The organism is Hyalangium ruber (assembly GCF_034259325.1).
Taxonomy (GTDB): Bacteria; Myxococcota; Myxococcia; order Myxococcales; family Myxococcaceae; genus Hyalangium_A; species Hyalangium_A rubrum.
This window is the reverse complement of sequence record NZ_JAXIVS010000009.1, coordinates 295589-317571: the sequence shown is the minus strand read 5'-3', so window position 1 is coordinate 317571 and position 21983 is coordinate 295589. Positions and strand designations below refer to the sequence as shown.

The following is a 21983-nucleotide window of genomic DNA, read 5'->3' as shown; positions in this document are numbered from 1 at the left end:
TCAGCGGAGGGGGCTCTCTCAAGCAGTTGCCACCCACCCACAAGCTTCGGCGCGGGCGGTGTAGGCGGGATCGTGGGGGATGCCGTGTCCGCGATGCTTGCGCCACATTGAAGGCATAGCTGGTCGCCGGCATCGATAGCATGCCCGTTGGTGCACTGGAGCCATGGCCTCGTCCCGACGGGAGTCTCCGGCGCGCGTGTGACCACCTGTCCTTGGACGCGCAGTTCCTCCTCGGAGAGTGGCCATTGGCAACGCCCATGAGCCAGGAGGTTCTCACAATGCGTTTCCATGGCTGGACGCTCGGTCCCACACTGTGGGCACACGCGGATGAGTTGCTCAGGAAGCTGCGTCATGAATGCTGCCTCTTGCTGAGGGGCCTGGCTTCCGTTGTCGAAGCCGTGTGCCCGCCAACCGAGAGGAGTGTGGAAAGCCGCTGCATGTCACCTCGGTGCGGGATGCCAGCCATCCAGACCGTGCCGTCCTCGTCGAATAGAACGTCGAGCTGCCGGTCGGCGGCCTCGAGTGGACGCTCGTAGGCGCGGAACCTCGCCTCGCCCAGCGGCGTGAGGCAGTGCAGCCGCTGGTTGTCGCTGCCGCGCAGCGCCAGGGTCTGCGGTGCGCGAGCTTCAAAGGGGTCGGAGATGAGGGCGTCTATGAGTCCCGCGCATGCATCGAGATGCCCGGCAAGCGCCTCCCAAGGGTAACCCGAATACACGAGGATATCGCCGGGGGTGGAAGCCCGGAGGCGCACGAGGAGAGTACGCAGCGCCTCTGGCTGATCAAAGGGCTCCCCACCACTGATGGTGACGCCATCGGCTTGGGCAAGCCAGGGCGCGACCGTTGCCATCACTATCTCCACAGTCGTCCACCCCCGCTCCTTCGCCCAGGTGTCGGCGGAAATACATCCCGGGCATTGAATCGAGCAGCCCTGCAGCCAGATGCCAATACGAGCACCAGGCCCAAGTGCGTGAACAGGATAGTGCAACCGAGAGAGGGCGAGCTTCATGCCACCGCTCCAGGGATACCGACATCAGCAAGGTGGAGCGTGGTTGTACTGCCGGTCTCCACGCCTCGTATTTCGAAACATCGACCCGGCGTAGCATCCGCATCGAAGAGGGCGCGGGCGAGCGGGTTGAGCAGGTGCGTCTCAACCTTGTTGCGGATGCCACGGCCCCCGTTTGACAGGTCGGCAAGACAGAGAGCGCGCAGTCGGTCGCGTGAGGTGGCGTCGAGTGTGACGGCAATGCCCTGCGCGGACTCGACATCTGAGAGCGCCGCCTCCACCATCCCCGCGAAAATCTGATCCGCCACCGCGGGACGCACGAAGTCGAAGACGAGCACGTTGTCACCGATGCGGTTGAGGATCTCGGGCCGATTGAGCACGACCTTGAAGTGACGTTCGATCTCTGAGCGAACCCGAGCCTGAACCTCTGAGAAGCCATCCTCAGGTGTGACATTGGGCACCCGACTTCCATCAGCTTCGAGCCGGTAAATGCCGAGGTTCGAGGTGAAGACGATGAAGGCTTCCGAGAAGTAGACTCGGTCTCCGCGACCTGAGGTCAGGACGCCGTCATCGAGGACTTGGAGGAACTTGTCGAGGATGCGTGGGTGCGCCTTCTCGATTTCATCGAAGAGCACCACGCTGAACGGCCGCTCCCGGATGGCATTGGTGAGTTCCCCCCCGACGTCGTACCCGACATAGCCCGGCGGCGCACCAATGAGGCGTTGGTCGGAGTGCTCCGCGCTGAACTCGGACATGTCGAAACGAATGTACGCACCCTCGTCTCCGAAGAGCAGGCTGGTGATGGTTTTCGCGAGCTCGGTTTTACCAACCCCTGTGGGCCCCGCGAGGAAGGCAACGCCACGCGGTCGGCTCCCCCGGCGGGGAGAACCGACGCCCGTGACGGCCCGCTTGACGATATCGAGCATGTGGACAACCGCGTGGTCCTGCCCCTTCACACGGCTGCGAACAAAGTCCGTTGCTCCCCGCACTTTCGCGCGGTCAATTTTCCGCCAGGGATCCTCGGTGACGCCAACCTTGTAGCGCCTGACAGCGTCCGCAATCTCGGCGAAGCCCAGCCCTTCCGTCCGGCCAAGCTCAACGATGGAGGTGAGGTCCACCAGCAGCAGACCTTCGGTCTGGTCGACAAAGTCATCCAGCGCCCTTCCCGCCGCGTGAGGATCCGCCTCGCGATAACCCTCAAGACTTCGCAGCAGGGAAGCGGCAAGAGGCCGCCGGGCTCGATGATCGGGCTTGGCGATGGGCACGTGTCGAATCCGCGGGTTGTCGACAAGCAGCCAGTCAGGCAGGTCTCCCTCTTTGTCGACGACCCAGAGCACCGTGTTGAAAAAGGGGCGCGGAGGCGTGCCATGCGGACGTGACCGTGCCTGGTGGGATAGTACCAGTGCCCGCGTGAACGCCTGATGCTCCGGTCCAGAAAGAGCCGCGGTGCGCACAACCATGCGTGAGGCAAAGTCGGCCACTACCGCAATTGGGTCTCCCGAGCGACCAACGGCCCGCTGAAGGGTCTCCGCGAAGAGCTCAAGGCCAGCGGGAGCCGTCCCGTTCGCCGCCTCCAGGCCGAGTTGCTTCAACAGGTCCGCCCCCAGTGAGGGGGCTTCGCCGGGGAGCCCTATCACCCTGAATCCCGCAACCGGGTCATAGGAGACCACGTGTGCGTATCCCGCGACGCGCAGCTCCGCTGCCAGCACCTGGAGCATGGGCCGTGGGGTCACCACGCCGGGCCCAGCTTCGAAGAGCTGTAGGTCACGCACATTGCCCGAGAGCACGAACTGGCTCTTGAGCGGCAGAAAACGCAGCAGATCGCGCAACCATCGTGGTTTCTCGAAGGAGTTCTCAGCCACCATGTGCTTCCCCACGTCTCTCCTTGCCTTGCCTGGTTGTGGCTGGCGACGACCTACCGACACTCCACGGCATGGCTCGCAGCTCGGTCCACCTGCCGAAGTGGAACGGTAACGCCTTCCTGAGAAAACAGCATCAGCTCTGGACCGATCTGCTTGTGGCTCGCGCGCGGACTGCCCGCGATCAGCAGGACGGCTGCGCATCTCCAACCCTCAAGCACACCGTTCCGGTCCAAGCCGTTGTGACGCGGCTCTCCCCCCCCGCGAACAGCTCCGCGTCTGTTGCCGTCTGCAGGTACCCATAAGGGTACCCGACCATCCCGCCTTGGAGGCGGACGCACTGGCTAATGATCGGCTGGGAGCAGAGGCAGCTAAGCTGATCGAGGACGCACACACCTCGGAGACGGCGCCGTCCACAGCGGCCAACTGGACATGGTTCCTGGCAACGATGGAGAAGGGCGGCTACGACGCAGTGGTGCTGACCCAGGCGGAGCTACAACACCTGGCGACGGTCAAAGGGGTGGGCACTGAGCCCGCCACATTCCTGCTAAGGCCGATGTCGCTCACAACCTGATCCCTGACGTGCCATCTGCATCATGAGCAGTAGCCCTTAGCGTCAGCGGCTTTCCGAGCTTCATGGCCTCTAGGACCTTCTTGCCCATTCCCTCCTCGTTGGATGCGTTGAGACCCACGCTCCCCAGCCGACCAGGCTGGGTACAGCACTCAGCGTGGTACGATCCAGGAATGCAGACCGCCAAAAGATCCCCCCTTGACGGTGTGGAAGTCGTCCATCTTCCTCACAGGGCGTTGGCAGAGACCGTTCGTGTCCTCCAGGACTTCGGACGCGAAGGGAATGAGGGGCTGGTGCTCTGGGTGGGCCAGATCGAGGGCACGGTGGCCACCATCCAGAGTTGCCTCGTTCCCCCCCAGGAGTCCATCCGCTCCGAAGATGGCATCGGCTACTTCCTCAGCTCGGAGACGCTGTTCAACCTCAACCGGTTCCTGAGCGATAAGCGCCTGCGACTCATTGCCCAAATCCACAGCCACCCTACTGAGGCGTACCACTCAGCAATGGACGACAAGTACGCCATCGTCGCTATCGAGGGCGGGTTCTCACTCGTCGTCCCCTACTTCGCGCGAACCGAGCACACTCCGACCGGCTGGGCGGTCTACCGACTGCGCAACGCGCGCTGGCAGGAGGTCTCCCCAGCTGTGACGCGCCAGATCTTCCAGTTGGTGGGCTGAAGGAGCTGCCCCTCACCGGGGCGCCATGTCCCCTGGAGTTGCCACCGTGCGCCACTTCCTCTGGTAGACCTCCTGGTACACCTTGTCGCCGCAGATGCAGCCAGGCTCACGCGACCGGTCGCGCAACCACCGGCCCGCTGGGGGTGGCCGACGCAGCACGTCCTCCCACACCGTCAGCACCTGATGCTGACTTCGGGCCCCCAGTGAGGGCGTTGACCGCTTCACCAGTTCAGCCGCCATGAGGGCGCCTGCGAGCACGGACTGATGCGCGAGCGGAACAACTTCGACGCGTCCAAGTCCCTGCACATCCAGCCGTACCGAGCCACAGATGACTCCGGTGTAGATGTCACCCAGCGGCTTTCCACGCCACCCACTGAGGTCCCCAGGCTTGAGGCCCAGGTGCTTTTCCATCTGCACCAGTTCCTCTGGCTCTGGAGCCTCCGCATTGATCCACAGCTTTCCTGCTCGCTCCGGGTCAAGTCCGAGAGCCTCGGCCACCATGTCCGTCTGGCTCGGCCTGGGGCCGTTGGGATGATAGAGGCAGGACAGGCACGCAGCCTCCCGGTCGAACTCGTGCCAGGAGGCTCCCAGGCTCATGTCGCCTGTCCACCCATTGAGCACCAGCCGCGGCAGCAGCGCCTGCACCGCACGTCGGCTGGGCACGTTGTCCACGGACACGCACACCGTAGGTAAGGTGAAGCCCTCGCGGAAGCGCTCGGCGAAGCTCTCCAGCGTCTCCCTGCATAGGTATCGCCGCAGACCTGTGTGGCGGAGCGCGGCGTCCGCTAGGTCCACCTTCGCGGCACGCTCGTCCGAGTCTGCAGCCAGCACGTACCGCTGGAGATTGGAGAGCTCGACGGTCTCGTGGTCCACGAGCCACACCTCACCGGTGAGCGACGCATGGCGCCCCATCGCCCACAGCGCGCCGTTGCCCACAGCTCCGAGGCCAGCCATCACCACCTGCCCGACGTCTGCTGGCCCCAATGGCTCTTCGGCCCCCGCCTCCTCGCTGAAATCCAGCAGAGAGAGGCTGACTTCCCGGGGCTCCTGCTGCGTCGGCAGGCGGTCGCGAAAGACGCGACGGAAGACTTCCGCAGCTGCGAGCGCGGCCGCAGCCGCTGCCGCATACGGGTTGGCCGGCCCCAGCGGGCTCCTCGAAGGCTGGAACAGAACGCGCGCCACCCACCCATCCGCGCGGGCATAGATCGTGTTCGGGTGGGAGGACTCCTCGCTGCCCACCACCACCGTGACGGTGGCGCCGGTCGCGTCCTCGACATCTACCGCCGGGTTGATGGACTTGGCGATGCCGATCAGATGCTCGCGGACGTCCGGCAGCTCCGACGCGATGGCCAGGCGGGGGTAGAGCCTGACGAGGAGATTGACGAGGAGCTCGGCGATCCATCGAGCGTTCCCCTCCGCAGCACATGCCGCGCCACACTGGACGGCCACTACCTGGCTGCCCAGGGCTGTCTCCAGCGTCTCGCGCGAGACGACGAGCGCCCGGCCAGCAGCCCTAAAAACGCGCTCGAAGAAACGCGCCAGTGCCATGAGTTCCTACCTCATCCGCCTGGAAGCCACCGGCTCCCATTGAACCTGCACCTGGGCCGGTGGATTCAGCAGCAGGTGGGGACGTGCGTTCTCCACGCACGTCCTCCAAACGGTTGAAAGCAAGGAGAAGAGCCCGAAGCCGCCGCGCAACAGCACCCAGTCGTCTCCTGAATGCTGAGGGTGCTCGTGGTACTCGCGCGTCCCTCTCAGACACAGAAAGGGCTGCTTCGTCACCGGATGGGCTTCCACCAGGACAGGGCGCGTGTTGCCCTTCTCATCCACCAGGATTGCCCGGAGCATCTCGTCGAACGAGAGCAACTCCCACGTCCACGGATCGCGGAAGGTGACAGAAGGAGCACGCTGATCGTAGTCGTCCATCAGCACTCGAACGCCAAAGGCCCGGGCCGCCAAGACCGAGAGCTCAGCCTCCCGTGCGTGTGCGACCGCGTGCTTCGCCTGGCCGATCAGCCCTCCAGACACCGGAACGGAGAACGAGATCCGTAAGGGCGTGCGCGGCACGAAGACGACGTCCACTTCCGGGTAGCGCGCGCGCTGCACCCAACAGCCCCACCTCCGCAGCGGAGCCACCTGCTCGTCGAGGTGTCGGATCTCCGCGTCGAACTTCGCGCGGCTAACCGCTGGCTCCACTCGCATGTCACCCTCCTCCACCCACTCCCAACGAGAGAAACAGCCGCGTACCTGACTGGAGCCCCAGGCTTTCCAGCTTCGCGCTCGCCTCGAGCAGCACGCCTGCCTCAGTGCGGACCTCCCACTCGTGAGGAGGACGCCCCGTGTTCCCACTCTCGGCCAAGGCTTTGTTGCGCGCTGCGTGGAGGGGCTCCTTGATGTTGAACTTGACCGGCGTGTCCTCACCGTTCACGACGAAGATGAGCTCGATGAACTTGCCTTCCTTGGACATTGGGTTCTCCCGGAAATTGGCACGAGCGCAGTAAGCGCCCCCGCCCATGCAGCTCGCATAGGCGGGAGACCGCCGCTCCAGATCGGAGCGCACCAGCCATCACGACCGCGCCGTGTGAACCAAATGTGAAAGCCCCTTCACTGCACGGCAACGGATCGCAGCGTCATGTCACTGCCCTTGCGCGCCTGCCCGCTGGGCGACCGTCCACAAGGGCAGGTTGACTCTTCGAGATCCGACTGCGGGATCAGGGCGGACGGACTGCCCAGGCCCTAGGGTGAGTCCGTCCGTCCGCGGTCACTCAGCGCTTGCCTACATGGTGTAGGAGGAACTGGCTCTCCTCATCGGTGTTGCGCGACGTGTAACTGCCGGGCTATCTCGTTCGTTGATGCTCGTGATGGCGCTGCGCGCACTGACACTGGTGGTCGTTCTGGGACTGCCCCCAGCGGTAGGGGCTGTCGAGGGACTGTTCCACCTGTGCCATGGCAGTGTGCAGTTCGACCTGACGTGCTGCTGCGATCACTCACAGGCCGTACAACGGCTGCCGGACGCCTGTGTCTCGAGCGAGCATGGGACGTGCTGTGGCGAGTTGAAAGCCCAGCTCGCCCCCGAGCCGACCGCCACTGCAACCTCCGGAAGCGCGTGGGCGCCCCTCCCGGTGGTGGTAGCGCAGCAAGTAGCACCCACGGTTCCTCCAGCACCGGAATTGCTGCCTACACCGTGGGTGCGCACTCGGGGCGTTCACCGCGCCACCGCACCGCCTCTGTACCTCCAGAACTGCTCCTACCTGATCTGAGCCCTGCACACGTGCGCTAAGGCACGACCGACGGGAGTGTGCCCGCCGGTCGGGTTCTGCCCGTTGCTGGGGACTTCGTGCTCCGGCGGCTGGCTCGTCCACCCAGGAGCGGAGTCATGTCACCCCACAGACGAAGTGGGCGGCCCACCATGGGGGCTGCCCTTGTCACTTGCGCGACCGTCATCCTCTGGAGCGATTCGGCCGTTGCTGATGAGCGTCGTCTTCAGACGCAGTCAGCGGCCCTCACCCAGCAGGCACCACGTCCTTCTGAAGCCAATCCGTTCTCGCAGGCCCTCGCCCTGGACCGCGCAGAGCTCGTCCGGCAGGTGCTCGCGCGCAGTCCTTCTCTGGAAGCAGCACGCCAGGCATGGCGAGCCGCCCTCGCTCGGTACCCCCAGGAGACTGCTCTCGAAGATCCGATGCTCTCCTACAGCGTCGCGCCACTGAGCATCAGCGGAGGGGAGCGCTTCGGACAAACCGTGGAGCTCAGCCAACAGCTCCCCTTCCCCGGAAAGAGGGGGCTGCGAGGCGAGGTTGTGCTCGCCGAGGCGGAGATCATGCGCGAGGACATGGAGGAGTTGCGGCTTCGCCTGGCGCTCATGGCCTCCACGTTCTTCGACGATCTGTTCGTTGTGGAGCGCTCCCTCGGCATCACCGACGAGCACCTGCGGCTGCTCGAGCAGCTCAAGAAGAGCGCCGAGGCCCAGTACGTCGTAGGCCGCGCCTCACAGCAGGACCCGCTGCAGGCAGAGGTAGCACTGAGTGACGTGCTGCGCGAGAAGGTGTCGCTCGAGTCGGAGCGCGATCTCCTACGTGCTCAGCTCAACGGCTTGCTGCACCGACCTCCAGCGGCGGCGCTGCCACCTCCCCCGGAGAACCTACCCGTACCGGCGGAAGGTCCCAGGCCGAGTGAGCTGCTCCAGGAGGAGGCGTTGCGCCATCGGCCAGAGCTGGCGGGTCTGCGAGCCCGACTCGGTGGGGGTGAAGCGACCGTCCGCCTGGCCCGGCGCGACTACTACCCGGACCTCCGGGTGATGGGCTCGTACAACTCCATGTGGATGGACACACCCCACCAGTTCATGGCCGGCGTCTCCATCAACATCCCGCTCGACCTCGGCAAGCGGAAGGCGGCGGTACAAGAAGCCGAGGCGCACCTCCAGCGCCTGCGCATGGAGGAGGAGGGGCTCATCGACAACATCCGCGTTGAGGTGGAACAGGCACGCACCCGCCTCGTGGCGGCGCGGCGCGTGGTCGAGCTGTACCGCGAGCGCCTCGTCCCAGCCGCGCGCGATCAGGTGGCCGCCGCGCGCGCTGGCTTCGAGAGCGGCAAGAACGCCTTCCAGGCCCTCATCGAGGCGGAACGCAACCTGCGCACCCTGGAGCTGCGCTCCCAGATGGCCCTGGCGGACGTGACGCGCCGCCAGGCGGAACTCGACCGGGCCACAGGCCAGATCCCCGGGCTTCCCCGGGAAGGAGCGCCACAATGAGCCCCCAACTCCCTACGCGCCGCCGGCATCTCCTCCAGGCACTCGGCCTGCTGGCTTTGGCCGTGCTTGCAATCCTCCTCTGGAGGCCCCTCGTGAGCTGGTTCACCGGGAAGCCGATGGGGGCCGGTAGCGCCGAGTTCCCCTCGCCCCATGCCGCGCCGCTTCCCACAGCCCCTGTGCTGCCAGGACCAGCGCTCGAGTACGCCCGGGCGGCCATCCAGTCCTACGAGGCGATACGGGCACAGCTCGCCCAGGACAGTGTGGAGGGCCTCGCTCCCAGAGCCGAGGAGATGGCCACTGCGCTCCGCCAGGCAGCGGAGGCCGCCGAGAACCACTCTGCGGACATGGCGGGCTGGCTCCGGAAAGGAGCGGAGGCGGCCTCGCGCCTCGGTGAGGAGAAGGACCTCCAGGAGGCGCGCCAGCGCTTCGCCGAGGTAAGCCATTCCCTCATCTCGCTGGTGGCCGGGGACGCTCGCCTCCAGGAGGGCTGGCACGTCTTCGAGTGCCCGATGGTGAAGGGCTTCAACAAGTGGCTCCAGCGAGGCGCCCGGCTCGAGAACCCGTACATGGGCCAACGCATGTTGGCCTGCGGCTCGCCCAGCCAGTGGGGCCCTCCAGTTCCCGCCATATCCGCCGAGGGGCACACCCATGGAGGCAACGAGGTGGCCCACTACACCTGCCCGATGCACCCCTCGGTGAAGCAGAAGGGCCCAGGCCAATGCCCCATCTGCGGCATGGACCTCACGCCCGTCACCCGCGCGGAGGTGGAGAGCGGCGTCATCCTGGTGGACGACACGCGCCGCCAGCGCATCGGGGTGAAGACCGCAGTGGTGGAGAAGGCGCCGATGGACCTGTCTTTCCGGGCACTCGGCCGCGTCACCTACGATGAGAAGACGCTGGTGGATGTCACCCTCAAGCTGGATGGCTACATCCATGAGCTGCGGGTGAACGCCACGGGCGAGCCGGTGAAGCGGGGCAGCGTCCTCTTTACCCTCTACAGCCCCGAGCTCTATGCCGCCCAACAGGAGTACCTGCTGGCGCGTAACAGCCAGAGCGCTGCGAACGCATCCCTTGTGGGCGCGGCGCGCAAGCGCCTGGAGCTCTGGGGACTGACGCCGGCACAGATCGAGCGCATCGCCCAGAGCGGCGAGCCCATCGAGAACATGCCCTTCCTCTCCCCAGCGAGCGGCTATGTGATCGAGAAGAACGTCGTGGAAGGTGCGGCCGTGAAGGCGGGCGAGCGCCTCTTCCGCATTGCTCCGCTGGAGAAGGTGTGGGTGGAGGCGGATGTCTACGAGCAGGATCTGCCGCAGGTGAAGACAGGGCTGCCCGTGGAGGTCACCCTCCCCTACCTACCTGGGAAGAAGTACGCGGGCCGCGTCGGCTACATCTACCCTGCGCTGGAAGGAACGACGCGCACCGGGCGTATCCGTATCGAGCTGCCCAACCCGGGGCTCGAACTCAGGCCAGACATGTACGCGGACGTCCGCTTCGTGGTGAAGGGCGGCCAGCGCCTCCAGGTCCCCGAGTCCGCCGTCCTCTACACAGGCCCGCGCCGGATCGTCTTCGTCGACCTGGGTGAGGGGCGCCTCAAGCCCCAGGAGGTGAAGCTCGGCCTCAAGGGCGAGGACACCTACGAGGTCGTGGAGGGCCTGAAGCCTGGGGACAGGGTTGTGACGAGCGGCAATTTCCTCATCGCCGCGGAGAGCCGCATCCGCTCAGCAACGGACTCCTGGACGGGAGGCGATCATGCAGGCCACTGAGCTCACGCAGTCGGGCCTGGTAGGCCGAGTCATCGCCCGCAGTGCTCGCAGCCCGCTCCTCACAGTCCTGTTGGTCGGGACCCTGGCGGCATGGGCCGTCTTCGCCCTGCGCAACACAAAGCTGGATGCGATTCCGGACTTGTCCGACACCCAGGTCATCGTCTTCACCGAGTGGATGGGACGCAGTCCGGATCTGGTCGAGGACCAGATCACCTACCCCATCTCCTCTTCCCTGCTGGCGGCGCCGAAGGTGAAGGCGGTTCGGGGCCAGTCCATGTTCGGCATGTCCTTCGTCTACGTCATCTTCGAGGACGGCACGGACGTGTACTGGGCCCGCAGCCGCGTCCTCGAGTACATGGAGACTGCCCGGGGCAAACTGCCAGAGGGAGTGACTCCGACGCTGGGGCCGGACGCCACCGGCGTGGGCTGGGTCTTCGAGTATGCCCTGGTAGACGAGAGCGGCAAGCACTCCCTGGCGGAGCTGCGCAGCCTCCAGGACTGGCACGTGCGCTACGCACTCTCCAGCGTGCCCGGGGTGGCCGAAGTGGCCAGCGTGGGCGGCATGGTGAAGCAGTACCAGGTGCAGGTGGACCCGAATCAGCTCCGCGCCTACGGAGTCACCTTGGGCGAGGTGGCTCGTGCCATCCGTGAATCCAACGAGGATGTGGGCGGCCGGGTGCTCGAGATCGCCGGCCATGAGCATGTCATCCGCGGCCGCGGGTACATCCGCTCGACGAAGGACATTGAGAACATCCCCTTGAGGGTGAACGAGGCCGGCACCCCGGTGCTCGTGAAGAACGTCGCCGTGGTGGGCCTTGGGCCAGACATCCGCCGCGGCGTGGCGGAGTTGGACGGAAGGGGCGAGGTGGCAGGCGGCATCGTGGTGATGCGCTACGGGGAGAATGCCCTCTCGGTCATCGATGCAGTGAAAGAGCGGCTGGAAGAGGTACGTGCCAGCCTGCCAGAGGGCGTCACGCTCGTCGTCACCTATGACCGCTCGGGGCTCATTGAGGAGGCCATCGACACGCTCACCCGCGCGCTGGTGGAGGAGATGCTGGTGGTCAGCCTCATCATCTTCCTCTTCCTCTTGCACGTGCGCAGCGCGCTGGTGCCCATCCTCACCCTGCCCATCGCGGTGCTGCTGGCCTTCATCCCCATGTACTACCAGGGGCTCACCGCCAACATCATGAGCCTGGGGGGCATCATCGTCGCCGTGGGCGCCATGGTGGATGGCTCCATCATCATCATCGAGAACATCCACAAGAAGCTGGAGGCGTGGGAGGAGCAAGGGCGGCCCGGCGAGCGGCGCGAGGTCATCATCTCCGCGATGCAGGAGGTGGGCCCTTCCATCTTCGGCTCGCTGCTGGTGCTTACCGTGGCGTTCCTCCCCGTCTTCACGCTGGAGGCCACGGAGGGGCGGCTCTTCAAGCCGCTGGCCTACACCAAGACGTACTCCATGGGCTTCGCTGCGGTGCTGGCGGTGACGCTCACTCCCGCCCTAGCGGTGCTGTTCATTCGCGGCCGCATCCGCAAGGAGGAGGACAACCCGCTCAACCGGTGGATCGTGGCTCTCTACACCCCAGTGGTGCGCTTCGTCGTGCGGCACCCCAAGGCCGTGGTCGCACTGTCTGTACTGGCTATGACCTTCACCGTACCGGCCTTCCTGCGCCTGGGAAACGAGTTCATGCCGCCCCTCAACGAGGGCGTCGTCCTCTACATGCCCACCGCACCGCCTGGCATGTCCATCACCGAGGCCACGCGCACCCTCCAGTCCATGGACGGAGAGCTGAAGAAGATCCCTGAGGTGGTGAGCGTCTTCGGCAAGGCTGGCCGCGCCGAGAGCCCCACGGACCCGGCGCCCCTGTCCATGTTCGAGACGACAGTGGTGCTCAAGCCGAAGGGCGAGTGGCGAGCCGGGCTTACCTGGGAGGCCCTCATCAAGGAGATGGACGAGAAGCTCCAGTACCCCGGCATGCCCAACATCTTCTGGATGCCCATCCAGACGCGCACGGAGATGCTCTCTACCGGTATCCGCAGCCCGCTGGGCATCCAGGTGTTCGGAGATAACCTCGACACCATCGAGAAGGCGGCGGTGGCCATCGAGAAGGCTGTCTCGCAAGTGCCTGGCACCCGCAGCGCCTTCGCGGACCGCGCCACCGGCGGCTTCTATCTCGACTTCGAGGTAAGGCGGGAGGCGGCCGCGCGCCTGGGGCTCTCGGTGAAGGACATCAACGAGGTGGTGATGGGCGCCATCGGCGGGACGAACATCTCCCAGACGGTGGAGGGCCGCGAGCGCTACCCCATCAACGTGCGCTACGCCCGCGAGTACCGCGACAGCCCCGAGTTGTTACAGCAGGTGCTGGTGGCCACCCCGGGCGGCGCGCAGGTGCCCCTCTCGCAGGTGGCGGACATCCGCTTCGTCCAGGGGCCGCCGATGATCCGCAGCGAGGGGGGCAAGCTCCTCACCTACGTCTTCGTGGATACCGACCGGCCCATTGCCGACTACGTGGCAGAGGCCCGGCAGGTGGTGGCCCGCGAGGTGAAGCTGCCTGCTGGGGTGCGCGTGGAGTGGAGCGGCCAGTTCAAGTACTTCGAGCGCGCCAAGGACAAGCTGACGGTGGTGGTGCCCGTCACCCTACTGCTGGTGTGCCTCCTGCTGTATTTCAGCACGCGCTCGGTGGCGGAGACGGCCATCGTGCTGCTGGCGGTGCCCTTCAGCCTCATTGGCGCAGTGTGGCTGCTGTACTTGCTGGACTACAACATGAGCGTCGCGGTGTGGGTGGGCCTCATCGCGCTCGCGGGCCTCGACGCGGAGACAGGCGTGGTGATGCTGCTCTATCTCACCCTCGCCCACCGCAAGGCAGAGGAGGATGGGCGGCTGCGCTCCATGGCCGACCTCCGGGAGGCCATCGTCGAGGGGGCGGCCAGGCGCATCCGCCCCAAGCTGATGACCGTGCTGACCGACATGATCGGTCTGCTGCCTGTGTTGTGGAGCACGGGTACGGGCTCGGACGTGATGAAGCGCATCGCCGCGCCGCTGGTGGGTGGCCTCGTCACGTCCTTCCTGTTGGAGCTCACCGTCTACCCGGCCATCTTCGCTCTCTGGAAGGGACGGGGATTGGTAGACCCCTCCCTTTCGCCTGCTTCCGGCGAGCCCAAGCCACCGTCGGAGACCCCGGTGTCCGTCTGAAGCTCGAGTCCCGTAGCCGGTCGCAAGAACTTCTTCTGGGCACTGGGCGCTTCCGCCACGGTTGATTCCGCTATGGCTGGAATCGCGTAACTGTGCGCGGCTGGGCGGACGGACTGCCCTACTCCTGGGTCCAGTCCGTCCGTCCGCCCTCCCACGCTCGGCCCGAGCGGGCCAGCGCCTCCTCTGGCCCCACGGCATCTTGCGGCGGCTTCTAGAACCGCCTACAACGCGCTCTCACGTCTCTAGAGACGTGTCTCAAGAGACGTAGGCCCGGCCCCGTGGCCTTGAAGGAGAGCGCGTATGGCTCTGGTGAAGTGCACGGAGTGTGGCAACGAGGTGGCAACCACCGCGGCGGCGTGCCCGAAATGTGGGGCACCCGTCCCCAAGGGCCGCCCCAAGTCCAAAGCGCTCCTCTTCGTATTGGGCGGACTGGGCCTGCTCCTCGGTACCTGCCTCATCGGGGTGGTGGCGGCAGCCGTGAAGCCCAGCGGCGTCTCCGGGACCAGTCCCCGTCCTGCGGAGTCCTCCCGGTGGGTGGACATTCGCAAGCTCCTGGCCGAGTACGGGGACAACGAGGTGCGTGCGGACTCCGCCTTCAAGGGCCGCTACGTCCTCATCGACGGCATCGTCAGTGACGTGAAGCGGGACCTCCTCAACAGCATCTACATCACCATCGGCACCGGCCAGCTGATCGAGGTCCCCCAGGTTCAGTGCTTCTTCAGCGAGGCCCACGCCGCACAGGCCGCCAAGTTCTCCAAGGGCTCCAAAATCACCGTCCGCGGTCGCGTGGACGGGCTGATGGGGAACGTCATCATCCGAGACTGCGAGTTCCCCTGACCGGCCCCCTCCACGCCCGCCTGGGCGGCGAATGAGCTGTCACACAAAGGTTGCAGAGGATCGTGGCATGGCAGCACGACATTTGAATATCCTCATGTCGTCATGTCAGCTGCCCTTGAATCACTGGGCGTCCGCCCTGCCAGCCGCCTCTTCAAAGCGCTCGGTGACGAGACTCGCCTGCGCATCATCGCTCTCCTCAGCCATGGGGAGCTGTGCGTCTGCCACTTCGAATCAGCCCTTGGCCTGACGCAGTCCACCACCTCCCGGCAGCTCTCCGTCCTGCGGGCGGCCGGTGTCGTGGAAGCTCGCAGGGAGGGAAGCTGGGTCTACTACCGGCTGGCACCGCAGATGGATGAGTTTTGCCAGGAGCAACTCAAGACGCTCACGAGCTCCTTCGCCCGAAGCCAAGTGCTGCGAGACGACGTCGAGCGGCTTCTCAAGACGCGAGGGCCCGCCTCATGCCGGTAACGGCAGTCCCCTCATTGTCCCGTCGCTTCGCCGCCGAATGCGTGGGCACCGCTTTCCTGCTCTCAGCCGTGGTGGGCAGCGGCATCATGGGTGAGCGGCTGTCCGGGGGCAGCGTGGACCTGGCGCTGCTCGCCAATACCCTGGCCACGGGTGCCGCCCTTGTGGCGCTCATCCTCACCTTCGGCCCGGTGTCCGGGGCCCACTTCAACCCAGCCGTCACCTTGGCGGATGCTTCTCAGGGCGGGCTCCCCTGGAGGGAGGTCCCGCTCTACGTGCTGGGGCAGGTGGTAGGGGCCTTCACCGGGGTCGCTGTCGCACACCTCATGTTCGGAGAGTCCCTCTTCACTGCCTCCACCCACGTGCGCGAGGGGGTGGCCCAGGCATTCAGCGAGGGGGTAGCCACCTTCGGCCTTCTGGCCACCATTTGGGGCGTGTCGCGCTCGAGGGCTACGGTGGTGCCTTTCGCGGTGGCTGCCTACATCGTCGGGGCCTACTGGTTCACCGCCTCCACCTCGTTCGCCAATCCGGCGGTAACGCTGGCGCGTGCGGCCACCGACACCTTTTCCGGCATCCGCCCGGGGGATGTGCCGGCGTTCATCGCAGCGCAGCTCGCCGGGGCGATAGTCGCCACGGCCCTCTTTCGGTGGCTGGTGCCCTCATTGCCCCAGGCAGCATCCCAGGTCGTCATCCCGCGAGAGAACATGGAGCGCACACCCACTTCACCGAGGCCATAGGGGCCAGCCGCGTCTTGCCGCGAGACCTCATGAAAACGATCATCTTCGCATGCGTGCACAACGCCGGTCGCTCGCAGATGGCAGCAGCCTTCTTCAACGCGCTGGCGGATCCAAGCAAGGCGCGTGCTGTATCCGCGGGTACCCAGCCCGGTGAGCGCGTGCACCCAGAGGTGCAGGAGGCCATGGCAGAGGTAGGCATCGACCTGACGGGCGCCAGGCCCCAACGGCTCACAGACGAGCTGGCGCAGGGGGCACAGTGGCTCATCACCATGGGCTGCGGTGACGCGTGTCCCTTCGTACCGGGGCTGGCACGCGACGACTGGCCCTTGGAGGATCCCAAGGCGAAGCCGCTGGAGCGAGTGCGCGAGATCCGCGACGAAGTCCGTGCGCGGGTAGTGGCGCTGCTGATGCGGGAGGGCTGGGCTCGTTAGGTAGCAGCCACACCACTCGCGCGATCTGAAATAGGGGGGACCCGGGTTACGAACTGGCTCGCCCAGCGAGCCTCCTTCCTGAGAAATCCCCAGAGACTTCGCCTTCAGGCTGGAGTCGCAAGAGGTTGATCTTCCTCAGCTTCGAGTCCTCCTCCAGCACTCCAAGACGTTCCTGGGAGCCGGCTCTCTCCCTTCTCTGGCACCCATTTTCGGTGGCACCAGAATTCCGTGATGTGCTCTCCCATGTCCTCGTCTGGAGGGTGGTCCACCCAGTGACAGAACCTGGTGACACAACCCGCTGCCCCCCCTCTTGAATCAGGGGTCCCCAAGGATGAAGAACCCAATCCCCGTCACGGGATGCTGACGTCTCCGCGCTCGAGGCGTGGAGAGGCCGGCTCTTCCTGGAGCGCGGGCCTGCTCCTGTACACAGGCCCGCCATGACAACGGAGTGGGCGTTCCGGAGCGGCAGGAGACTACTGCTTGCACCCACCGCCCGGTTGGCCGCAGGTGCAGTCGAGGCAGCCGTGCGACGCACACGTGCCGCACGACACCTCCAACTGCTTCTTCAGCGCCTGACGCGCTCGGAAGAGCCGCACCGACGCGTTGTTGGCGGTGATGCCCGCCTCCTCGGCGAAAGACGTGACGCTCAGCCCATCCACCTCCACACGCCGGAGAGCCTCGGCGTACTCGGGCTTCAGCGTGCTGGCCAGCCGGCCCACGCACTTGCAGACCGCGTCCTGCAGTTCAGCATCCGGGGGCTGCGCCTTTTCAACCTCCGCCGCCACAGCCGTCAACGCCCGCTCCGCTGCGCCGGCGCGGCGAGCGTGGTCGATGAGAGCGTTGCGCAGCGTCTGGTAGAACCAGGCCACCGCGGACTCCTCGCTGCGCAGTGTCTCGGCCTTTCCAATTCCCCGGATGAACGCTTCCTGGAGGATGTCCTCCGCCACCGCCCGGCTCCCTACCCTGCGCTCGAGGAAGCGAAGGAACTCGCGGTGGTTCTCCACCAACACGGAGACGATGTCGCCCCGACATGGGTCGCGCCACATCGTCTGCCCCCTCCAGCGTGGGATTCATCTCAGACATGGCTCCTGGCTAACGCATCAGCCCGGGAATCGCACGTTCGGATCGATCCCCTCCTCCGCCATCCGGGTCGGCTCTGCCGGCTCCGCTACCGTGCCCCGGCTGTTGGCCGACACCGGCATGCCCATCTCCTCCATGCCCCACGCCGTCCTGGCCCATGAGCATGTAGCCGGGGATCATCGCCTTCACGCGAGAATCGATGCCGTCCAGGGACTCCACGGGCAGGACCGCGGGCCTGCGAGAACTGAGAACCACTCGAACCACCACTCCCTCCTGCGGTCAGGTGTGGTGGCGCAACCCACATCAAATAGGGCACAGGCTGCGACGAGAAGGATGAGTCGCATACATGCTGCCCTGGTGCCTGGAGTGCGAGTGGCTGCCCTGCCCCTTGGATTCGGGAGAGCCCTGGCCAGTGTGCTGCCCATCGCCCATCACAACGCGGAGTGACCGATAGCATCACACCCAGCCACAGTTCACCCCTGCGCCGCAGGGGAGTGCTCTGCTGAGTCTTGCGGCAGAGCAGACGGGGCACCAAGCGGGGCTGCCGTGGTGTCTCCGCTCCTCCGCCTCAGCCCCAGGCGCGGAGGCTCACATACGGCGGCCGGGACGATGACCAGGGTGAGCACCGTCAGGGAAACGAGCCCGCCTACCATGGGCGCGGCAATGCGCCGCATCACGTCGCCGAAGCAGCCGTGGCGTCGTCGCGCCCTGAGCCTACGGCGAAGTCGAACCTCGAGGCGGGGAAGTAGGAACCTTGCTCCCATTATCGGGCGTAGGTTTTCCAAGTTGCGCCAAGATTCCTGAGCTCTGAGAAAGACTCAGGTTCTCAAGCGCGAGCCTACAGGCAGACGTGCTTTTACGGCCAGGGCACTGCCGCACGGCGGCCATGGAGTAGTTCCCGCCTTGAAGCGCAGAAGGCCGCCCCCTCCAGGACTCCTGGGAAGGGCGGCCTTGGTTTGAAGCTAAGGCTCGCGTGGGACTAGGCCACGCCGCCGCCCTTGTACGTCCAGTGCCAGAACTCGCCGCGCACGTCGTTCTGGAAGCCGTACTTGGAGGCGTTGTTCTTCAGCCAGTTATACGCCTTGGTGTTGTAGCCACCGACGTTCCCGATATCCATGGAGATGCCGTTCTGGTGGTTCGAGTAGCCCGGCTTGGCGGCCAGGTTGCCCGTGCCGTTGAGGTACTTCTGGTACAGCACCTTCTGCTCTTCCATCGAGCGGAAGCCGCTGTTGGCCGTCAGGTTGACGCCCGCGCGGCTGGCGGCCGCCTGCATCGCCTTGAAGTTCTTCGCCGCGTCGGCGCGCAGGTACTTGCCATTACCCACCGGCACCACGGTGATGGTGGAAGGCCGGCCCTGGACATACGCCGTCACCTGCTTGCCGCCCGCCGGCGTGCCCGGGTTGGACACCGCGCCGCCCTTGAGCGCCGCCCACGTCTTCGGCCCGACGATGCCGTCGGCGACCAGACCCTTGGATGACTGGAACTTCTTCACCGCCGCCTCGGTCTTGGGGCCAAAGTCCCCGTCCGCCGCGATGTTGTAGCCCTTGTTACGAAGCAGGTTCTGCAGTTGCGTCACGGCGGCGCCCTTAGCGCCCTCGCGGAGCGTGGGCTCGCCGCTGCGAGCGGCAAGGGCGGTGGGCTGAGCGGCGCGGGTCGCGCTAACGGTGGTCATGAAGTCCTCGGAAATTGAAAATCAAGAAACGATGTCCCTATTGTCGGTGCGAGTCCGCCAAAGTTGTGTGGTGGCCACCGCTACGATGCCACCTGCCTCCCGTGCCCAGTTCCGCCTTGAGCCCCGGGGGATGCTCGCGATCTTCCTGCTCGCATTGCTGAGTTGCAGGACCGAGGCTCCCCCGAGCTACATCCGAATCACCGGGGCTGCTCCAGCCCTGAGCGATGTGCCTACCTCGCAGGCCCTGCTCGTCGTGTTCTGGGCCTCCTGGTGCCCTCCCTGCCGCGAGGAGACGCCCCAACTGCTCGCGCTGGCTGAGGATCCCCCCTCCGGACTGAAGGTCGCCGTCTTCAGCCACGATCAGGACATGGCCGCCATCGAGAGCTTTCTTCGAGGGCCGCCCTCCCCTGCCCTGCACCTGCGTCTGGATGAGGGGGAGGCAGCCGCCCGGGCTTTCGGCGTGGACAAGCTCCCCTCAAGCTTCCTGGTGGTGAACGGACGCCTGGTCGCTCGCTTCACCGGTCCACGGACCTGGAAATCTGCGGGCATGCGGCGGCTGCTGGAGAAGTTGATGAGTGAGCCTGCCGGCACGCCCTCCACCCCCGCCAATTGACTCCCTCCCCTGTCCTGATTAAGACCCCTGGCTGATGCAGTTCTTCTTGCGCCTCATCACCTTGCTCCTGCTGCTGACGACCGGGGGCGTCTTCCAGACGCTCGCCTTCGCCAGCGCTGGAGAGGTGGAGTGCGCGGGGGAAGAGGCGGACGAGTGCGGCGATTGCACCTGGAGCTGCGCGCTGTGCATGTGCTGCCCTCTTCGCGCGGCGCCCGCCAGCCGGACCGTGCAGGCGCCACGGAGCGAGCCCGAGCTGCCACCGGTCCCGTCCGGTATCGATGAGCCCGTGCTGTGCCGGGTCGGCTCGGACATCTTCCAGCCCCCGAGAGCCTGACACCTCCCGCTCACGGGAGACGTGTGCCCAGCGCCCTTCCCAAGGGCTGTTGACGCGCACACGGGCCTCCTCACGTCCCTGACCCGAGCCTTCCCCGTGCATCCCGCACGGGGATTTCACCGCCGTCGCAGCCTCTTCGGAGGTGCGCGGCTGGAGTCCCATCCATGCATTCGCTGCGTACCCTGTCCGTGGTGCTGTCCCTGATCTGCGTTCCCGTCCTCCCTGCGCTCGCCGGGGAGGCGAAGCCCGCCGAGGCGCCCAAGGCGGCTGAGGCCGAGAAGCCCAAGTGCGAGCACGGCGTGCAGAAGACCCTGTGCACGCGCTGCAACCCGAAGCTCGCCTCCGTCTACAAGGCGAAGGGCGACTGGTGCGCGGAGCACGAGCGGCCCGAGAGCCAGTGTGCCTTCTGCCACCCGGATCTGAAGAAGAAGGGAGTGAAGGAGTAATGGGCGCCCGCATCGGACCGGTGGCGCTCGCGCTCCTGCTTCTGGCGGGGGGCGCGGGCTGCTCGAAGGAGAAGGCAGAAGCCAAGGCTGCGGCGCCACCGGCCGGTGCGGGCAAGACCGCGGAGGCCGCTGGGCCGCAGGCGCTCAAGCTGTGCGAGCACGGCGTGCCCGCGGACCTGTGCACCCGGTGCACCCCGGAGCTCATCGACGTCTTCAAGGCCGAGGGAGACTGGTGCGAGGAGCACGCTCTGCCCCTCTCGCACTGCAAGGTGCACAACCCCCACCTCACCTTCACCGCTCAGCCCCCCCTCCCGGCCGACTGGTGCAAGGAGCACAACCTTCCCGAGTCCAAGTGCACCAAGTGCCACCCGAACCTCATCGCCAAGTTCGTCGAGGCGGGCGACTACTGCCGCGAGCACGGCTTCCCCGAGTCCGCCTGCCCCTTCTGCCACCCGGAGCTTGTCCGCGCGGTGGGCCTGGTGCCTCCAGCCGAGCAGCCCTTCACCACCAAGGTGCGCCTGGCCTCGGCCGAGACGGTGAAGGAGGCCGGCATCCAGACGCAGCCGGTACGGGCGCAGCGCTTTGGCCGCACGCTGGACGTCGTCGGACGGCTGGACTTCAACCAGAACCGCCTGGCGCACCTGTCCTCGCGTGGGGACGCCCTGGTGCTCGAAGTGAAGGTGGACGTGGGCGATGCGGTGAAGGCGGGCCAACCCCTGCTGGTGTTCGCGTCCGGCAGCGTGGGCGCGGACCAGGCGCAGCTGTCGGCCGCGCGGGCCCGGGTGGCCACGGCGCGCGCCACACTCGAGCGTGAGCAGAGCCTCACGCAGAAGGGCATCAGCGCCCAGAAGGACGTGGATGAGGCCAGGGCCCAGCTCGCCCAGGCCGAGGCCGAGTACGAGGCCGCCCGCTCCAGCCTGGGAGCCGCGGGCGCCGCGGCCGACGGGACAGGGGGGCGCTACACCCTCACCGCGCCATTCGCTGGCACCGTCGTCGCGCGCGATGCGGTCGCCGGTCTCAACGTCGGCGCGGGCCACGTCGTCCTCCAGGTGGCGGACCTCTCCACCCTCTGGGCTCAGCTGGATGTTCCCGAAGCCGACGCGGGCCAGGTCCTCGCGGGGCAGAAGGTGACGCTGAGCCTCGAAGGTGTCGGAGGACAGAAGCTGGAGGCTACCCTCACCCGGGTGGGCGCCGCCGTGGACCCGGCCACGCGCACGGTGCCAGCGCGCGTGGAGCTTCCCAACCCGGGCGGCCGTCTCAAGGCGGGCACCTTCGTCCGCGCTCAGATCCAGGTGGCCGCCGAGCACGAGGCGCTCCTCGTCCCGAGAGATTCCATCCAGCGCGCGGAGGGCCGCACGCTCGTCTTCGTGAGGAAGGAAGAGGGCCAGTACCACCCCACCGTCGTGGAGCTGGGCGCGGCCCAGGACGATCAGGTGGAGGTGGTGAAGGGCCTGTCCCCCGGGGACGAGCTCGTCACCACCGGAGCCTTCCTCCTCAAGACGGAGATCCTCAAGGACTCCATCGGGGCGGGGTGCTGCGAGGAAGGCGGGGGCGAGTAGCC

General features: G+C 66.4%; 19 protein-coding genes. 12 read left to right on the top strand and 7 right to left on the bottom strand.

All coding sequences use genetic code 11. From position 1 onward, the window contains the following. Positions 1–349 precede the first annotated feature (349 nt). Positions 350–1006 carry a 4Fe-4S single cluster domain-containing protein gene (locus tag SYV04_RS26135; RefSeq protein ID WP_321548618.1) on the bottom strand — a complete coding sequence of 219 codons (657 nt, stop codon included), beginning with the start codon at positions 1004–1006 and terminating at the stop codon, positions 350–352. Continuing rightward, positions 1003–2868, bottom strand: a complete 1866-nt coding sequence (locus SYV04_RS26130) for an AAA family ATPase (protein ID WP_321548617.1) — start codon at positions 2866–2868, stop codon at positions 1003–1005. Before SYV04_RS26130 ends, SYV04_RS26135 begins: the two co-directional genes overlap by 4 nt. Before the next feature lie 858 nt (positions 2869–3726). Here SYV04_RS26130 and SYV04_RS26125 point away from each other — a divergent pair. Next, positions 3727–4107: a hypothetical protein gene (locus tag SYV04_RS26125; protein WP_321548616.1), complete on the top strand. Its 381-nt coding sequence runs from the start codon at positions 3727–3729 to the stop codon at positions 4105–4107. Positions 4108–4119: 12 nt separating this feature from the next. Here SYV04_RS26125 and SYV04_RS26120 read toward each other — a convergent pair whose 3' ends face one another. The 3 genes from SYV04_RS26120 to SYV04_RS26110 are packed head-to-tail and all read right to left on the bottom strand — an operon-like array spanning position 4120 to position 6574. Next, the gene (locus SYV04_RS26120) at positions 4120–5655 is read right to left on the bottom strand and encodes an E2 ligase fold family C protein (protein WP_321548615.1); all 1536 of its coding nucleotides are present in this window, start codon (positions 5653–5655) and stop codon (positions 4120–4122) included. A gap of 6 nt (positions 5656–5661) precedes the next feature. Continuing rightward, positions 5662–6309: a putative metal-binding protein gene (locus SYV04_RS26115; RefSeq protein ID WP_321548614.1), complete on the bottom strand. Its 648-nt coding sequence runs from the start codon at positions 6307–6309 to the stop codon at positions 5662–5664. Position 6310: 1 nt separating this feature from the next. Beyond that, positions 6311–6574 carry a DUF2604 domain-containing protein gene (locus tag SYV04_RS26110; RefSeq protein ID WP_321548613.1) on the bottom strand — a complete coding sequence of 88 codons (264 nt, stop codon included), beginning with the start codon at positions 6572–6574 and terminating at the stop codon, positions 6311–6313. Between the two features lie 1212 nt (positions 6575–7786). Between SYV04_RS26110 and SYV04_RS26105 the strand changes: the two genes are divergently transcribed. The 7 genes from SYV04_RS26105 (at position 7787) to SYV04_RS26075 (ending at position 16277) form a co-directional block, all read left to right on the top strand. Next, the gene (locus SYV04_RS26105; protein ID WP_479691449.1) at positions 7787–8854 is read left to right on the top strand and encodes a TolC family protein; all 1068 of its coding nucleotides are present in this window, start codon (positions 7787–7789) and stop codon (positions 8852–8854) included. Positions 8855–8946: 92 nt separating this feature from the next. After that, on the top strand, positions 8947–10617 hold the full coding sequence (locus tag SYV04_RS26100) for an efflux RND transporter periplasmic adaptor subunit (protein ID WP_321548611.1): 1671 nt from the start codon (positions 8947–8949) through the stop codon (positions 10615–10617). After that, positions 10604–13807 (top strand): efflux RND transporter permease subunit, encoded by a 3204-nt coding sequence (locus SYV04_RS26095; protein ID WP_321548610.1) that lies wholly within the window; start codon positions 10604–10606, stop codon positions 13805–13807. Before SYV04_RS26100 ends, SYV04_RS26095 begins: the two co-directional genes overlap by 14 nt. Before the next feature lie 300 nt (positions 13808–14107). Next, on the top strand, positions 14108–14644 hold the full coding sequence (locus SYV04_RS26090; protein WP_321548609.1) for an OB-fold protein: 537 nt from the start codon (positions 14108–14110) through the stop codon (positions 14642–14644). A gap of 102 nt (positions 14645–14746) precedes the next feature. Next, positions 14747–15112: an ArsR/SmtB family transcription factor gene (locus tag SYV04_RS26085; protein WP_321548608.1), complete on the top strand. Its 366-nt coding sequence runs from the start codon at positions 14747–14749 to the stop codon at positions 15110–15112. A 14-nt stretch (positions 15113–15126) separates the two neighbouring features. Then, positions 15127–15846, top strand: coding sequence for an MIP/aquaporin family protein (locus SYV04_RS26080; protein ID WP_321548607.1), 720 nt, complete (start codon positions 15127–15129; stop codon positions 15844–15846). Positions 15847–15875: 29 nt separating this feature from the next. Continuing rightward, a complete protein-coding gene (locus SYV04_RS26075) occupies positions 15876–16277 on the top strand; it encodes an arsenate reductase ArsC (protein ID WP_321548606.1) in 402 nt (133 codons plus the stop codon). Positions 16278–16750: 473 nt separating this feature from the next. Here SYV04_RS26075 and SYV04_RS26070 read toward each other — a convergent pair whose 3' ends face one another. Together SYV04_RS26070 and SYV04_RS26065 are read right to left on the bottom strand one after the other, a co-directional pair. Next, positions 16751–17323 carry an RNA polymerase sigma factor gene (locus SYV04_RS26070; RefSeq protein ID WP_321548605.1) on the bottom strand — a complete coding sequence of 191 codons (573 nt, stop codon included), beginning with the start codon at positions 17321–17323 and terminating at the stop codon, positions 16751–16753. A 1013-nt stretch (positions 17324–18336) separates the two neighbouring features. Then, on the bottom strand, positions 18337–19029 hold the full coding sequence (locus tag SYV04_RS26065; protein WP_321548604.1) for a D-alanyl-D-alanine carboxypeptidase family protein: 693 nt from the start codon (positions 19027–19029) through the stop codon (positions 18337–18339). Positions 19030–19159: 130 nt separating this feature from the next. Here SYV04_RS26065 and SYV04_RS26060 point away from each other — a divergent pair, with 130 nt between their 5' ends. The 4 genes from SYV04_RS26060 (at position 19160) to SYV04_RS26045 (ending at position 21981) form a co-directional block, all read left to right on the top strand. Next, on the top strand, positions 19160–19642 hold the full coding sequence (locus SYV04_RS26060; protein ID WP_321548603.1) for a TlpA family protein disulfide reductase: 483 nt from the start codon (positions 19160–19162) through the stop codon (positions 19640–19642). Positions 19643–19676: 34 nt separating this feature from the next. Next, complete coding sequence (locus SYV04_RS26055) at positions 19677–19976, top strand: hypothetical protein (protein WP_321548602.1); 300 nt, start codon at positions 19677–19679, stop codon at positions 19974–19976. A 164-nt stretch (positions 19977–20140) separates the two neighbouring features. Further along, positions 20141–20422 carry a hypothetical protein gene (locus SYV04_RS26050; RefSeq protein ID WP_321548601.1) on the top strand — a complete coding sequence of 94 codons (282 nt, stop codon included), beginning with the start codon at positions 20141–20143 and terminating at the stop codon, positions 20420–20422. After that, positions 20422–21981 carry an efflux RND transporter periplasmic adaptor subunit gene (locus tag SYV04_RS26045; RefSeq protein WP_321548600.1) on the top strand — a complete coding sequence of 520 codons (1560 nt, stop codon included), beginning with the start codon at positions 20422–20424 and terminating at the stop codon, positions 21979–21981. Before SYV04_RS26050 ends, SYV04_RS26045 begins: the two co-directional genes overlap by 1 nt. Positions 21982–21983 lie beyond the last annotated feature (2 nt).